The sequence below is a fragment of the Propionivibrio dicarboxylicus genome (genome assembly GCF_900099695.1).
In the GTDB taxonomy this organism is placed as follows: domain Bacteria; phylum Pseudomonadota; class Gammaproteobacteria; order Burkholderiales; family Rhodocyclaceae; genus Propionivibrio; species Propionivibrio dicarboxylicus.
Genome location: NZ_FNCY01000012.1, coordinates 98,809 through 113,302, shown reverse-complemented (window position 1 = coordinate 113,302; position 14,494 = coordinate 98,809). Strand labels below are relative to the sequence as shown.

Annotated in this window: 12 protein-coding genes; 6 read left to right on the top strand and 6 right to left on the bottom strand. The window is 64.3% G+C overall.

Annotated elements, in window-relative coordinates; all coding sequences use genetic code 11:
* Positions 1-21 precede the first annotated feature (21 nt).
* Complete coding sequence (locus tag BLR25_RS14125; protein ID WP_091938535.1) at positions 22-1,437, bottom strand: MBL fold metallo-hydrolase RNA specificity domain-containing protein; 1,416 nt, start codon at positions 1,435-1,437, stop codon at positions 22-24.
* A 139-nt stretch (positions 1,438-1,576) separates the two neighbouring features.
* On the opposite strand from BLR25_RS14125, the gene recQ reads away from it, so the two are divergent.
* Positions 1,577-3,454 (top strand): DNA helicase RecQ, encoded by a 1,878-nt coding sequence (recQ, locus tag BLR25_RS14120; RefSeq protein ID WP_245715568.1) that lies wholly within the window; start codon positions 1,577-1,579, stop codon positions 3,452-3,454.
* 58 nt (positions 3,455-3,512) lie between these two features.
* Here the strand turns inward: recQ and BLR25_RS14115 are convergent, their stop codons facing one another.
* Positions 3,513-4,019, bottom strand: a complete 507-nt coding sequence (locus BLR25_RS14115) for a DUF1993 domain-containing protein (RefSeq protein ID WP_091938534.1) — start codon at positions 4,017-4,019, stop codon at positions 3,513-3,515.
* Between the two features lie 85 nt (positions 4,020-4,104).
* Positions 4,105-4,590 carry an Lrp/AsnC family transcriptional regulator gene (locus BLR25_RS14110; protein WP_091938533.1) on the bottom strand — a complete coding sequence of 162 codons (486 nt, stop codon included), beginning with the start codon at positions 4,588-4,590 and terminating at the stop codon, positions 4,105-4,107.
* 126 nt (positions 4,591-4,716) lie between these two features.
* Between BLR25_RS14110 and aceE the strand changes: the two genes are divergently transcribed.
* Positions 4,717-7,422 carry a pyruvate dehydrogenase (acetyl-transferring), homodimeric type gene (gene aceE, locus BLR25_RS14105; RefSeq protein WP_091938532.1) on the top strand — a complete coding sequence of 902 codons (2,706 nt, stop codon included), beginning with the start codon at positions 4,717-4,719 and terminating at the stop codon, positions 7,420-7,422.
* A 138-nt stretch (positions 7,423-7,560) separates the two neighbouring features.
* Complete coding sequence (locus BLR25_RS14100) at positions 7,561-7,908, top strand: hypothetical protein (RefSeq protein WP_143009868.1); 348 nt, start codon at positions 7,561-7,563, stop codon at positions 7,906-7,908.
* A 24-nt stretch (positions 7,909-7,932) separates the two neighbouring features.
* Here the strand turns inward: BLR25_RS14100 and BLR25_RS14095 are convergent, their stop codons facing one another.
* The 3 genes from BLR25_RS14095 to BLR25_RS14085 form a co-directional block, all read right to left on the bottom strand.
* Positions 7,933-8,493 carry a hypothetical protein gene (locus BLR25_RS14095; RefSeq protein ID WP_091938530.1) on the bottom strand — a complete coding sequence of 187 codons (561 nt, stop codon included), beginning with the start codon at positions 8,491-8,493 and terminating at the stop codon, positions 7,933-7,935.
* A gap of 185 nt (positions 8,494-8,678) precedes the next feature.
* Entirely contained in the window at positions 8,679-10,721 is a 2,043-nt protein-coding gene (locus tag BLR25_RS14090; RefSeq protein ID WP_091938529.1) for a ferrous iron transporter B, read from the bottom strand.
* Positions 10,722-10,726: 5 nt separating this feature from the next.
* On the bottom strand, positions 10,727-11,677 hold the full coding sequence (locus BLR25_RS14085; protein WP_091938528.1) for a cation diffusion facilitator family transporter: 951 nt from the start codon (positions 11,675-11,677) through the stop codon (positions 10,727-10,729).
* Between the two features lie 121 nt (positions 11,678-11,798).
* On the opposite strand from BLR25_RS14085, the gene BLR25_RS14080 reads away from it, so the two are divergent.
* The 3 genes from BLR25_RS14080 (at position 11,799) to motB (ending at position 14,397) form a co-directional block, all read left to right on the top strand.
* Positions 11,799-12,458 (top strand): TonB family protein, encoded by a 660-nt coding sequence (locus BLR25_RS14080; protein WP_091938527.1) that lies wholly within the window; start codon positions 11,799-11,801, stop codon positions 12,456-12,458.
* A 110-nt stretch (positions 12,459-12,568) separates the two neighbouring features.
* Entirely contained in the window at positions 12,569-13,426 is an 858-nt protein-coding gene (gene motA, locus BLR25_RS14075) for a flagellar motor stator protein MotA (RefSeq protein ID WP_091938526.1), read from the top strand.
* A 29-nt stretch (positions 13,427-13,455) separates the two neighbouring features.
* Positions 13,456-14,397: a flagellar motor protein MotB gene (gene motB / locus BLR25_RS14070; protein WP_091938525.1), complete on the top strand. Its 942-nt coding sequence runs from the start codon at positions 13,456-13,458 to the stop codon at positions 14,395-14,397.
* Positions 14,398-14,494 lie beyond the last annotated feature (97 nt).

Sequence of the window (14,494 nt, the reverse complement as noted above, 5' to 3'; positions counted from 1 at the left end):
GTGACACAGCGGCTCGGCGTGTTAGAACTCGATGAATTCGCCGCGCTTCGGGCGACGTAGCGCCGTCCAGCCGAGTTTTTCGCGAATCGCGGCGTCGAAGGCTTCGGCCGCGCCGACTTCGCCGTGTACGATGCAGGTCTGTGTCGGCGGCGTCTTGAAGCCGCGCAACCAGTCGAGCAGCGTCGGCTGGTCGGCATGCGCCGAAAGTCCGCCGACCGTGCAGATCCTGGCGCGCACTGGCACCGGCTGGCCGAAGATGTGCACGAGCTTGGCGCCCTCGACGAGGCGGCGGCCGAGCGTGCCGGCCGCCTGGAAGCCGGCGATCAGCACGGTGCATTCGCTGCGCGGCAGGTTTTCGCGCAGGTGGTACTTGATGCGTCCGGCTTCGCACATGCCGCTGGCCGAGATGATGACGGCGCCGCTCCTGATGTCGTTGAGCGCGCGCGATTCATTCACGTCGCCGACGAAATTCACCTTCATTTTTTCGGGATGGTGCTGCACCCAGTCGACGAGTTCCTTGACGCCGCGGTCGAGCAGTTCCGGATGGGCGAGGGTGATGCGCGTGGCGGTGTTGGCCATTGGCGAGTCGACATAGACCTTGAGCGGCGCGATGCGGCCACGGCGGACGAGATCGGCGAGCAGGTAGATGATTTCCTGGGTGCGGCCGACGGCGAATGAGGGAATGACGAGATTGCCGTGGGTGGCGTGGGTGCGCGCGAAGGCGGCGACGATCTCGTCTTCGGTCTCTTGCATCGAGCGGTGCTGGCGGTTGCCGTAGGTCGACTCGACGAGCAGCAGGTCGGCGGTCGTGCGGACCGGTTCCGGGTCGTGGATGATCGGCCGGTCGCGCATGCCGAGGTCGCCGGAGAAAATCAGCCGGCGCGGTTTGCCGTGACCGCCGATGATGACTTCGATCCAGGCCGAGCCGAGGATATGGCCGGCTTCATGGAAATGCACGGAGATGCCGTCGGCGGGTTCGAGCGTCGCGCCGAAGGCGACCGGTTGCAGCAGTTGCAGCGCCGCCTGCGCCTGGGCGACGGTGTAGAGCGGCGGTGTGATGCGTGCCGTCGCGCTCTTGCCACGACGGTGCTGGTGGCGCAACTGCCATTCGCTTTCCTTCTCCTGGATGTGGGCGCTGTCGGGCAACAGGACTTCGAGCAGGTCGACGGTGGCGTTGGTCGCATAGATCGGCCCGCGGTAGCCGAGCACGGCGAGGCGCGGCAGCAGACCCGAGTGGTCGATGTGGGCGTGGGTGAGCAGGACGAAGTCGATGTCACGGATGGCGCAACCGAAATTGAGCGCCGAGAGGTTTTTCGCCCGCGCTTCGGGACCGCCCTGGAACATGCCGCAATCGACGAGGAAGCGCGTCGTGCCGGTGTCGACGAGATAGCTGGAGCCGGTGACTTCGCCGGCGGCGCCAAAGAATCCGATGCGCATGATCCGAGTCCTTTCCTGTAGTCGAGTCGGGTCCATCTTACGATGCCGCGTCGGGAAATTCGACCGGAAAAACGCCGGTCGGTTCGTCGGGACGATTCGGCGATCGGTTAAACTCGCGCTTTTGCCGCGCTGCCGAACCGTGACGTCTCCTGCCTCGAACTCCCCCGCCGCCATCCTGCACGACGTCTTTGGCTACGGTGCCTTCCGCGGTCGCCAGGCCGAGATCATCGACCACGCCATCGCCGGCGGCGACGCGCTGGTGTTGATGCCGACCGGCGGCGGCAAGAGCCTGTGCTATCAGGTGCCGGCGATCGCGCGGCATCGCGCCGGCCTGGGGGTCACCGTCGTCGTCAGTCCGCTCATCGCCTTGATGCACGATCAGGTTGGTGCGCTCGAGGAGGCCGGTGTCCATGCTGCCTTTCTCAATTCGACCCTGAGCCTGCCGGAGACGCAGCAGGTCGAACGCGAGATGATGAGCGGCCGTCTGGTGCTGCTCTACGTCGCCCCTGAACGCCTGACGACGCCGCGCATGCTCGGACAACTCGATTCGCTCTATGAGCGCGGCCAACTGAGCCTGGTGGCGATCGACGAGGCGCATTGCGTCAGCCAATGGGGCCACGACTTCCGCGCCGATTACCTGGCGCTGAATCTCTTGCATGAACGCTATCCGCGCGTGCCGCGGCTGGCGCTGACGGCGACCGCCGACGAGCAGACGCGCGCCGATATCGTCGATCGTCTCGCGCTCGGCGAAGCGCGTCGTTTCGTCAGCAGCTTCGACCGTCCGAATCTCCGCTATACCGTCGTCGAGAAGGACGATGCCCGGCGACAGCTCCTGCAGTTCATCCGCGACGAGCACGAGGGCGATGCTGGCATCATTTATTGCCTGTCGCGTCGCAAGGTCGAAGAGACCGCCGACTGGCTGAATGCGCAGGGGATTGCTGCCTTGCCCTACCACGCCGGTCTGGAGGCCGAGTTGCGGCGGCAGCATCAGAATCGCTTCTTGCGCGAAGATGGACTTGTCATGGTCGCGACGATCGCTTTCGGTATGGGCATCGACAAGCCCGACGTGCGCTTCGTCGCCCACCTCGACCTGCCGAAGAATATCGAAAGCTACTACCAGGAAACCGGTCGTGCCGGTCGCGACGGATTGCCGGCCGATGCCTGGATGGCGTATGGCTTGGCCGATGTCGTGAACATGCGGCGCATGATCGACGACAGTCCGGCCGACGAGTTCTTCAAGCGCAGCCAGCGCGGCAAGCTCGAAGCGCTGCTGGCGCTCGCCGAGGCGCACGATTGCCGGCGTGCCCGCCTGCTCGCCTATTTCGGCGAGCCGAGCGACGCCTGTGCCGCGCACCAGAGCGCCTGCGACAACTGCCGCCAGCCGCCGGCGACCTGGGAAGCGACCGAGGCGGCGCGCAAGGCGCTGTCGTGCATCTATCGCTTCCACCAGAACGGCGGCCAGAGTTTCGGCGTCGTGCATCTGATCGACGTGTTGCGCGGGCGGATGACCGACAAGGTGGCGCAATACGGGCATGAACACCTCAGCACCTTCGGTATCGGCGCCGACCTCAGCGAAGTCCAATGGCGGGCGGTGTTGCGGCAGTTGATCGCGCTCGGCCATGTCCATGTCGAGGGCGAATACAGCACCTTGGCATTGACCGAGTCGGCGCGCGCGGTGCTGCGCGGCGAAGTGTCGATGCGCCTGCGGCAGCCGTCCGAACGGACGAGCCGGGCGAAGCGTAGCCGAGGCGCCAAGGCCGGCGGGGCGAAACGTTCGGCGGCGGCGATGGCGCTCGACGGCGCCAGCCTGGAACGCTTCGATATGCTGAAAGCCTGGCGCGCCGGTGTCGCCAAGGAACATAACCTGCCGGCGTATGCCGTTTTCAACGATGCGACACTGGCCGAGATGGCGCAGCGCGTACCCGAATCGCTGGCCGCGCTGAGCGAGATCAGCGGCGTCGGTGCCAAGAAGCTCGAGGCCTACGGGCGCGATATCCTGCGCATGCTGGTGGGATAGCGTCCCGGTCGTTGCATTCGCGGCGGGCGACTATCCGCGCCCGCCCCGGTCCGTATCGTCAAGCGCCGAGGTAATCCTTCTTACCGACGTCGATGCCGTTGTGGCGCAGGATGGCATAGGCCGTGGTGACATGGAAATAGAAATTGGGGAACACCCAGGTGAGCAGATAGTCCTTGCCGAGGAATTCCTTCTTGGCGCCGCCATGCAGGTCGAGCACGATGGTGCGTGTTTCGCTGCCGTCGATTTGCGCGGCCTGGATGCCATCGAGGAAGCCGATCGTCTTGGCGATGCGCGCTTGCAGTTCGTCAAAGCTCGCTTCGGTGTCCTCGAATTTCGGAATCTCGATACCGGCCAGTCGGGCGGCACAGCCCTTGGCCTGATCCGTGGCGATCTGCACTTGTCGCGACAGCGGGAACATGTCGGGGAAGAGGCGGGCGTTGATCAGCACCGTCGGCTCGATCTTGCGCTGCGCGGCGTGCTCTTCGGCCTTTTTCAGGATGGCGGCGAGGTTTTGCAGCCAGCGTTTCAGGACGGGTATCGATGCGTCGTACATGGATAGGGACATGAAGATCTCCTGGTGAGCGTTGAGGGAGCGGATTACTTAGAGGCCGTTCCTGACAAAGCGTTCGGCGATGTGTGAAAACGATGGCCTAGACATCCATCGGCAAGGCGGTCTTGTACTTGATCTGCTTGAGGGCGATGCTCGAACGGATGTTGGCGACGTTGGGCAGGCAGGCGATGCGGTCGACGATGAAGGACTGGAGTGCCGCCAGGTCGCGCGCGACGACGCGCAGCAGGTAGTCGGAATCGCCGGTCATCAGGTAGCACTCCATGACTTCCGGATAGCCAGCGATGGTTTCCTCGAAATTCTTGAGCGCGTTGAGGACCTGCTTTTCGAGGCTGATCTGGATGAAGACCGAGACGTGGAGGCCGATGGCTTCGGGGTCGATGAGCGTGACGTAGCCGCGGATGGCGCCGGCCGATTCGAGGTCGCGCACCCGGCGCAGGCAGGGGGCGGGCGAGAGGTTCACGCTTTCGGCGAGCGCGACATTGGTGATGCGCGCGTCATTCTGCAGGCGGTCGAGCAGGCGCAGATCCATCGGGTCGTCGATGCTTTGTGTGTAATTGTTGCGCATAAGGCCGGGAAAAATTGTGTTTATTGCTAATCATCGCGCAGATGCTCCCAAAAAGGCAATGATCGCTCGTCGGCTTAATTCTAGAATGCATCGGGTCGCCGTCCCGCTTATCGTCGGAGTCTTGCCATGAATCTAGCCAATGTCCCCCCTTATGCCGATGCCGCCGGGATTCGTCCGGACACCGATTCCGACGAAACGCAGGACTGGATCGCCAGTCTTGCCGATGTCATCGCTCGCGACGGGGTGGCGCGCGCCGAATTTCTCGTCGATCGCCTGATCGAAACGGGACGGGCCGCCGGCGGGCGCTTCCACACGCGGCACACGACGCCCTACCGCAACACGATCCCGGTCGAGGCGCAACCGCCGTATCCCGGCGACCTCGATCTTGAAATGCGGATCACGGCGATCCATCGCTGGAATGCCTTGGTCATGGTGATGCGCGCCAATCAGGCGCACGCCGAACTCGGCGGGCATATCGCCACCTATGCGTCGAGTGCCGATCTGTTCGAGGTCGGTTTCAACCATTTTTTCCGCGCGCCGAGTGAGTCGCATCCCGGCGACCTCGTCTATTTCCAGCCGCATTCGGCGCCCGGTGTCTATGCCCGTGCGTTTCTCGAGGGACGGCTCTCCGAGGACAGGCTCAACTATTTCCGTCGCGAGGTCTCGGGCGGTATCGGTCGCGGCCTGTCCTCGTATCCGCATCCGACGCTGATGCCCGATTTCTGGCAGTTTCCGACCGGGTCGATGGGGCTTGGCTTGCTCACGGCGATCTATCAGGCGCGCTTTCAGCATTATCTGCAGCGTCGCGGCCTGGCGCCGGCCAGCGATCGCAAGGTCTGGGCCTTTGTCGGCGATGGCGAGATGGACGAGCCGGAATCGATGGCCGGCATCTCGATCGCCGCACGCGAACAGCTCGACAACCTGATTCTCGTCGTCAATTGCAATCTGCAGCGGCTCGACGGTCCGGTGCGCGGCAACGGCAATATCGTGCAGGAACTTGAAACGCTGTTTGCCGGTGCCGGCTGGAACGTCGTCAAATGCCTGTGGGGCAGCAACTGGGACGTGCTTTTCGCCCGCGATCGCGATGGCTGGATCCTGCGACGCATGGCCGAGGCCGTGGACGGCGAGTTCCAGAAGCTGTCGGCGACCGACGGACACTACAACCGCGAGCATTTTTTCTCGCGCTATCCCGAACTGGCGGCGCTCGTCGCCAACATGTCGGACCGCGATATCGACGCGCTGATGCGCGGCGGTCATGATCCGGTCAAGATCTACGCGGCCTACGCCGCCGCCATGGCGTGTCGCGGCCAGCCGACGGTGATCCTGGCGCAGACGACCAAGGGCTTCGGCATGGGCGCGTCCGGCCAGGGCGCCAATACCTCGCACCAGATCAAGAAGCTGGCGCGCGACGACATGGTCCGTTTCCGCGAGCGCTTCGGCTTGCCGCTCAGCGATCGCGATATCGACGAAGCGCGCTTCTACCATCCTGGGACGGAAAGCGCGGAGTTGCGCTACCTGCAGGTGCGGCGTGCTGCGCTGGGCGGCGCACTGCCGCAGCGCCAGGCCTTGGCGGCGCCGGTGCCGGCGCCGGCGGACGAGGTCTTTGTCCCCTTGCGCGAGGATTCCGGCGATCGGCCGGTGTCGACGACGATGAGCTTCGTCCGGCTGTTGTCGCGCCTGATGCGCGATCCGGCGGTCGGTGCGCGCGTCGTGCCGATCGTTACTGACGAAGCACGCACTTTTGGCATGCAGGACCTGTTCCGCCAGGTTGGCATCTATTCGCCCTGGGGGCAGCGCTACACGCCGGAAGATGCCGGCCAGCTGGCTTTTTATCGCGAGGACGTCGCCGGCCAGATCCTCGAGGAAGGCATCACCGAAGCCGGCGCGATGGGCTCGTGGATCGCCGCTGGCACCGCTTGGTCGCACAGCGCGCAGCCGATGTTGCCGTGTTACATCTTCTACTCGATGTTCGGTTTCCAGCGCGTTGCCGATCTGATCTGGTGCGCCGCCGACAGTCAGGCGCGCGGCTTCCTGTTCGGCGCCACGGCCGGGCGTACGACGCTGTCCGGCGAGGGGTTGCAGCACGAGGACGGCCAGAGCCACGTCTACGCGGCGACGGTACCGAATTGTCGCGCCTACGACCCGGCGTTCAGTTACGAGGTGGCGGTGATCGTCGAAGACGGCATCCGGCGCATGCTCGGAGCGGGCGAGAACGCGTTCTATTACGTCACGCTCTACAACGAAAACATGCCGCAACCGGGATTGCCCGAGGGCGCCGAGGCGGGGATCCGGCAGGGCTTGTACCGGCTGCGCGTTTCCGCCTGCGATGCTGCCTGGCCGCGGGTGCAGTTGCTTGGCAGCGGCAGCATCCTGCGGGAAGTGCTGGCGGCGGCCGACCGGCTCGAAGCCGAGTTCGGCGTTGCCGCCGACGTCTGGAGCGCGACGAGCTACGGCGAGTTGCGTCGTGACGGGATCGACTGCGATCGCTGGAATCTGCTGCATCCCGACCAGCCGGCGCGGGTCCCCTACGTGACGGCGCAACTGGCCGCGACGCGCGGACCGGTGATCGCAGCGAGCGATTTCATTCGCGCCTATCCCGACCTCATCCGCAACTGGATTCCACGCGCCTACACCGTCCTCGGCACCGATGGCTTTGGCCGCTCCGATACGCGGGTCGCCTTGCGCGATTTCTTCGAGGCCGATGCGCGCTATATCGTCCTCGCGGCCTTGCGCGGTCTGGCCGACGATGGCGTCATCGCGCGGACAGTCGTGGCTGATGCCTTGAGGCGCCTGGGGATCGACGCCGAGAAGCCCGATCCGCGTCATTGCTAGGAGGCGCAATCAAGATTGATGGTGAGCCCCTTCCCGGTTGCCGGCGGTGTGTCCCGCGCCGGGGCGATCGGGGCTAGAATGGCCGTTGGTCGCTGTCGGTCGGACGCGGAGCGGAGGGTGCCGGTGAACGGGATGGGCGTGGGGCGAGCATTGATCGTGCTGGTCGGGCTGGGCGGGCTGCCCGCCTGGGCGCAAGGCGTTTACGTCACACCGGGCGAGAGCAGCCCGTTGTTTTCAGATAAGCCGCGTGCCGGCTCGCGCGAGGTCCGTCTGCGGCCCTTGAGTGTCATTCCCGCCGAGAAGGTGCGCGGCGCCGGTCAGGCGCTGGCAGCCAACCCGGCAAGCGCAACAAGTACGGCTGCCGGAGCGCCCCGGGGGGCATCGGCAGCGCCGGATGCCACTGCGCCGGCTACGGGCGACGCGCCGATCATTCCCGGTTTTCCGAGCAGCCCATTTCCCGAATCGGCCGAGACGCGCCAGCCCTGAGGCACGCTTGCGGGCAGGTCTTGTTCAGAAAAATCCGGGCAGCATGGGCGTCTGCGGCTGCAGACTGATCGGGTCGAGCTTGCCCTGAAACAGCGCTTCGATGACGGGCGCTTCCCGCCACGGCTCGTCCATGAAGCGCAGGCCGACTTCTTCGACGAGCGCGCCCTTCCAGTAGTAGTTCGAGACTTCGTCGAGGGTCGACAGGCCGAGGCTGTGCGGCAGTCGCAGGTAGTCGAGCCAGCTCGAATCGTGGAACGACACCGTATAAGGGCCGCGGCTGCGCGCGCAGACGAGGTACTTGCCATAGACGCGGCCGGGATGCTTGGCCCGGAAATTCTCGGCGTCGACCTTGGTGGCGAAGAGCAGCAGCGCATGCAAACGGCTTGGAAAATCGTTGAAGAGCCGCTGCCGGTAGTACTCGAGATGGTATTCGGCGAAGTAATTCTGGACCGTCGTGAACTGGTCTTCCGGTAGCGACGTGCCGAACGGATTGCCGGTCAGCACATCCCAGCCCGGCAGTTCGGCTTCGGGGTCGAGCCAAGCGTAGAGTTCCAGCGTCGCGGAATCTTTGATCAGATGATCCATGGTGACGCTATTGTCACCTTTTGCCGTGGATTGTCCACGGGGTTAAGAGCCTGTTTCAGTAGAGCTCGCGAGCCGCGTTGTCGATAGGGGCGGATGGATGCAAGCCAAGCAACGCCGCAGACGCCACCCGTATCGACACCCCGGAGGGCTGCCGGCGCGGCCCACTATCTCCGCCGAAATTGGCGCTAAACCATGCGTTGGGAGATCTCCAGAATGAGACGGGCCAATCCCGAAAGCACGAGCGCGCTGGCGAGCGACACGGTCGCCGAGAACCAGGCTTCCTTGCGTCCGAGTGCCCGGTAAGTGACGGCGAACGTCGACAGGCAGGGGACGTAGAACGTCAGAAATACCAGGAAGGTGAAGATCTGCGTCGGATCGAGGACGGCGGCGATATCGGCGGTGCCGAGTGCCTGCTGGATCATCAGCATCGAGAGTTCCTTGCGCAGCACGCCAAACAGGATCGGTACACCGAGCGCTTCGGGCAGGCCGAGCCACCAGACGGTGACCGGCGTCAGCAGGATGTCGATGATGCGGTCGGCGCCGAAGTGGCTGAGCAGGGCGAGGACGACGCTGCCGACGACCAGCAGGGGCGTGACGATGGTGACGATGTCCTCGGTGCGCGACCAGGTCTTGCGCCAGACACAGGACCAACGCGGCAGCGAATAGGGCGGGATGGACTGGACCACGCCGGGGGCGCTGTCGGCCAGGCGCCAGGAGAGCAGTTTGCCGAGCACGGCGATGGCGAACAGCGTCAGCACGAAAATGGCGAGGACGCCGGCCCCGCCCAGGTATTTTCCGCCGATGGCGAGCAGGATCGCCGAACGCGCCGAGCAAGGGACGAAGGTGATCAGGATGGCGGCGACGACGCGCTCGCGCCAGGAGCCGGTGGCGGTGGCGGCGGAAATGGCGGGGACGTTGCAGCCGAGGCCCATGAGGAACGGGACGGCGACGCCGCCGTGCAGTCCGATGCGGTGAAAGCCGCGGTCGACGACGAACGCGACCCGGTGCATGACGCCCGACTCCTCGAGCAGCACCAGCAGCAGAACGAGCGGCAGCATGTAGGGAGCGACGATGCCGACGAGACCGACGAGGCCGTCGGCAACGGCGCGGCCGATGACACCCGGCGTGGTGTCCGGTTGCCATTGTTGCACCCATTCGGCCAGGCGCGCCGAGGTGAAAGCGTCGATCAGCGCGCTGATCTGGAGGACGATGAACAGCACAGCGGCGAAGACCAGCAGGCTGCCGACGAGCCCCCAGCGCCGGTGCAGGAAAACTTTGTCGAGGCCGTGTCGCCAGTTGTCGCCGAGGTCGGCGCCGCGGGCGCTGCTGACCGCTTCGTGCAGGAGCGCGGCGCGGTGGTGGCGGTCGGCGTGCACTTCCTCCGGGAGCGGTCGCGGCAGCATGGCTTCGGCGGCAGCGCGCGCGGTAGTGATCTTGTCGAGCAGCGGCGGGAAATGGGTGCCGATGGCGCTGAGGAAGTAGTCGTCGTTTTCCGCGAGTTGCGAGAGCAGCAGGGCGCGCGGGACGCGGAAGATATTCTCGATTTCCGGGGTGGCGATGACCGCCTGCAAGGCGTGCAGGCTTTCGGCGATGTGCCGCGTCGGCGGCTGCGGCAGCGGGCAGGATTTTTCCCGGGCGACGGCGACGATCGTTTCGAAGAGCTTGGCGACGCCCTTGCCCATCGCCGCGTTGGTCGGGATGACCGGCACGCCGAGGCGTGCGCTCAGGGTCTGGACGTTGATGTAGCGGCCTTTGCGGCGCGCTTCGTCGATCCGGTTGAGGGCGATGACCATCGGCCGTCCGAGCATGCTGAGCTCAAGGGCGAGCTCAAGGTCCTGTTCGAGGGCGGTGGCGTCGACGACCTGAACCAGGACGTCCGGTGCAGGGAAGTCACTGTCGGCCTCGACTGCGTCGCGTGGCGCCACCTCGGGCCATTGGTCGCCCCAGAGCAGATACATGAGGACGACCTGATCCTGCGGGCTCAGACGGTGCAGCGAATCGATCGACGGCAGATCGACGAGTGAGATCTGGTCGAGTCCGACATCGACGATACATTCCTGATAGGCGCCGCCCAGGCCGGCGAGATGTTCGTGGCGGACGACCGGGCTGGAAGCCGCCTCGAAGATGGTGCTCTTGCCAGCGCCGAAGCGGCCGACGAGGACGACCCGCGGACGTCGGGCGCCGCGTAGCAGGGGGCCGCGCAAGGGGGCTGTGGGGGTCGGTCGCATTGGGCTCAGGGGGGCGGCTGGTGATCGAGGTCGGGGCGCTGCGCCGGGTCGATGTGCGTCAGGAGATTGATTACCCGGTGTCGCTGCATGACGCGGTTGCGGGCGGCGACGGCGATGTTGTGGCCGGCTTCGACGGTCTGCGCGGCGTCGACTTCGAGGTGGACATCGACGACGATCATGTCGCCCATCTTGCGGGTGCGAAGGTCATGTACGTTCTCGACGCCGGGTGTCTCGAGCAGCGTGGCGCGAATCGCGGCGACTTCCTCGTCGTCGACCGCGCGGTCCATGAGGTCGTGCAGCGCGTCCCAGCCGAAGGACCAGCCCATGCGGCTGACCATGAAACCGACGATCAGCGCGGCGATCGGGTCGAAAATCGGGAATCCGGCGAGGTTGCCGACGATGCCGATGGCGACGACCAGCGACGAGGCGGCATCCGAACGGGCGTGCCAGGCATTGGCGACGAGCATGCTCGATTTGACGCGCTTGGCGACGGCAAGCATGTAGCGGAACAGCGTCTCCTTCGCGATGAGGGCGCCCAGTGCCACCCAGAGCGCTGACAGATGCACGGTCGGAATGCTGGCCGGCGCTTCGAGCTTGGTGAAGGCGGACCACAGCATGCCAAGGCCGACGGCCAGCAAGAGTGCGCCGAGCGCCAGCGACGCGCCCGTTTCGAAACGCTGGTGGCCGTAGGGGTGATCGGCGTCGGCGTCCTTCTGACTGTGATGGTTGGCGACCAGCACGACGAAGTCGGCGACGAGGTCGGACAGCGAATGGATGCCGTCGGCGATCAGGCCTTGCGACTTGGCCAGGATGCCGGTCGCGATTTGCAGGAGGGTCAGGGCCAGATTGACGACGACGCTGACCCAGGTGCTGCGACTGGCGGCGGCGGCGCGCTGTGCCACCAGCGACTCGTTGTCGTGGACGTTATCGTCGTATTCGGTTTGGTGCAGGGTCATGGGACGGGGTGGCTGGCGGCGTGAAGCCGCGCCACATACAATAAAGCCTGTATTTTGCCTGCCCCAAGGGTTTTTCTCTAGGAGCAAAGCCGCTTTTTTCCAGGGTCTACCGGGGAATTCAATGTTCCAGCGCTTGCCCCGCGCGCTTGTCGGCGCGCTCCTGCTTTCGCTTGTGGCCCACTTGGTGCTATTGATCGGAATGCCACGGGACTCGCTGTTTTGGCTGGGGCGCGTGCCGGTTGACGAAGTCTCGGGGCGGTTCGATGCTCGTTTGCAGACGGCCGCAAGGACGGTGACGGACGGGCATGCAAGGAATGGCGGTGGTGCGGCGCCGCGGCGGCACGAGGCAGAGTCGCCGGTGCCTTTGATCCGGTCCGCGGCGACGCGCCGCGGCGAATCGCGGCGCTTGGTGGCGACCGTTCATGCGGCGCCGGAAACGATGGTGTCCAATACGCTGTCTGCCGACAGGGCCGACGGGATCGATGCTGACGACATGCGCGCGTACCGCTTCAATCTGGCGCTCGCTGCCCGGCAGGGGCTTTCCGCCATTGCCGCGGAAGGCGATGAGCACCGGCAGGGACGTGTCGATGTCTCGGTGACGCTGCGCGGTAGTCGGGTAGCGGCAGAGGTCGTCGTGCATCGGTCGAGCGGCCAGCCAGCCCTCGATCGGGACGCGGTCAGGATGATGGCGCGTGCAGTGGCTCTGGCCGACCTTCCGCGCGGGATGTCCGGGCGGGATTTTCGTCTTGTGCTGCCTTTGTTGTTCGGGACTGTGGAATAGCGGCGGTGGGCGTGTTTTGCGGTTTCCTCCCACGGGTCATATCGTTACAATATGACAGTGCGCGGAGCAGGCGATGGTCGTGCCATCGCATGAGAAAGCTAGAGGGCTGAATGTTTCTGATTGTCGGGTACATCATTATTCTTGGGTCGTCGATTGGCACCTACGCGGTTCACGGCAGTCTTGCTGCCCTGTGGATGCCGCTGGAGTATGTGGCCATCGTCGGGTTGGCGCTGGGCGGATTCCTGGCCGGCAACGACATCAAGGTCATCAAATCGACGGTTGGCGCTCTGCCAAGTCTGTTCAAGGGGTCGAAATACAACAAGGCCCTGTATGTCGATCTCCTGGCGATGCTCTTCGAAGTGCTCTCGAAGGTGCGCAAGGAAGGCCTGATGTCGATCGAGAACGACGTCGAGAATCCGCACGAGAGTCCGATTTTCAGCAAATTCCCGGGGATATCGCACGATCATCACGTCATGGAATTCATCACCGACTATCTACGCATGATGGTCGGCGGCAACCTCAACGCGATGGAAATCGAAAACCTGATGGACATCGAAATCGAGACTCATCACCACGAAGTCGAAGTCCCTGGGCACGTCATGTCAAAAGTGGCCGATGCCTTGCCGGCATTCGGTATCGTCGTTGCCGTGATGGGCGTGGTCAACGTCATGGGTTCGGTCGGCGAACCGCCGCCGGTCCTCGGCAAGATGATTGGCGGCGCGCTCGTCGGTACCTTCCTCGGTATTCTCGTTTCATACGGCTTTATCGCGCCGATTTCGACCCAGCTCGAACAAAAGGCGCACGAAGGCTCGAAGATTTTCCAGGTGATCAAGGTCGTGTTGCTGGCGTCGATGTCCGGCTATGCGCCACAGGTGGCGGTCGAGTTTGGGCGCAAGGTCCTCTTCTCGGGCGACCGGCCGACCTTCAGCGAGCTTGAGAACGAGCTCAAGGCGCGCAAGGGCAAATAAACGGCGGACCCGTCCAGGAATAGAAACGAATGAGCGAAGACGTACGCCCTATTGTCATCAAGCGCATCAAGAAGTCCGCCGCCGGGCATCATGGCGGCGCCTGGAAGCTTGCCTATGCCGACTTCGTCACGGCGATGATGGCATTCTTTCTGCTCATGTGGCTGCTTGGATCGACGGCGAATGGCGACCTCAAGGGGATTGCCGAGTATTTCCAGAACCCGATGCGAGTGAGCATGTCCGGCGGCACTGGCGCCGGCGATGCGACCAGCATTCTCAAGGGGGGCGGCAAGGACATCACCGCCACCTCGGGGCAGGTCAAGGGCGGAGACATGCCGGCCAAGCGCGACGCGGGCAAGGATGTCCGCGAAAAGTTGCGCAAGGAGTTCGAGATGCGCGAGAAAGCCGCGCTCAATGAACTCAAGCAGAGCATCGAAAAGCTGATCGACAGCAACTCGACGCTACGGCAATTCAAGAATCAGCTTCTCATCGATGTGACGCCGGAAGGCTTGCGCATCCAGATCATCGACGAGAAAAACCGGCCGATGTTCGATCTCAGCAGCGCCGAACTCAAGCCCTATTCTCGAGTCATATTGCGTGAGATCGGCAAGGCGCTGAACGCAGTACCGAACAAAGTCAGCTTTTCCGGACATACCGATGCAGCCCAATACAGCAGCGGCGAGAAAGGCTTTTCGAACTGGGAGCTCTCGACGAACCGGGCCAACGCGTCGCGGCGCGAGATGATCGCCGGTGGCATGGATGAGAACAAAGTCTTGCGCGTTGTCGGTTTGTCGTCGACCGTGTTGTTCAACAAGAACGACCCCCTCGATCCGTCGAATCGTCGGATCAGCATTGTCGTCCTGAACAAGAGGACGGAAGAAGCGATGCTCCAGGAGGACGGTAGTGCCAACATCGAGATCGACGGCGAGCAAGGCGCAGAAAACGCGGTCAAGCCGGCCGAAGGACGCAATTGAACCAGCGCGGACCGAATTTGTCAGTCAACGGAGCGCCTTGCTGTAATGTCAATCGGGGGTAAAAAGTGGCTGAACTGAGGTCCGGACTGGGCTTTTC

Bases quoted from the DNA above. Each gene is read 5' to 3' on its own strand.
- BLR25_RS14125 (WP_091938535.1), bottom strand. From the start codon at position 1,437: ATGCGCATCGGATTCTTTGGCGCCGCCGGCGAAGTCACCGGCTCCAGC.
- BLR25_RS14115 (WP_091938534.1), bottom strand. From the start codon at position 4,019: ATGTCCCTATCCATGTACGACGCATCGATACCCGTCCTGAAACGCTGG.
- BLR25_RS14110 (WP_091938533.1), bottom strand. From the start codon at position 4,590: ATGCGCAACAATTACACACAAAGCATCGACGACCCGATGGATCTGCGC.
- aceE (WP_091938532.1), top strand. From the start codon at position 4,717: ATGAATCTAGCCAATGTCCCCCCTTATGCCGATGCCGCCGGGATTCGT.
- BLR25_RS14095 (WP_091938530.1), bottom strand. From the start codon at position 8,493: ATGGATCATCTGATCAAAGATTCCGCGACGCTGGAACTCTACGCTTGG.
- BLR25_RS14090 (WP_091938529.1), bottom strand. From the start codon at position 10,721: ATGCGACCGACCCCCACAGCCCCCTTGCGCGGCCCCCTGCTACGCGGC.
- BLR25_RS14085 (WP_091938528.1), bottom strand. From the start codon at position 11,677: ATGACCCTGCACCAAACCGAATACGACGATAACGTCCACGACAACGAG.
- BLR25_RS14080 (WP_091938527.1), top strand. From the start codon at position 11,799: ATGTTCCAGCGCTTGCCCCGCGCGCTTGTCGGCGCGCTCCTGCTTTCG.
- motA (WP_091938526.1), top strand. From the start codon at position 12,569: ATGTTTCTGATTGTCGGGTACATCATTATTCTTGGGTCGTCGATTGGC.
- motB (WP_091938525.1), top strand. From the start codon at position 13,456: ATGAGCGAAGACGTACGCCCTATTGTCATCAAGCGCATCAAGAAGTCC.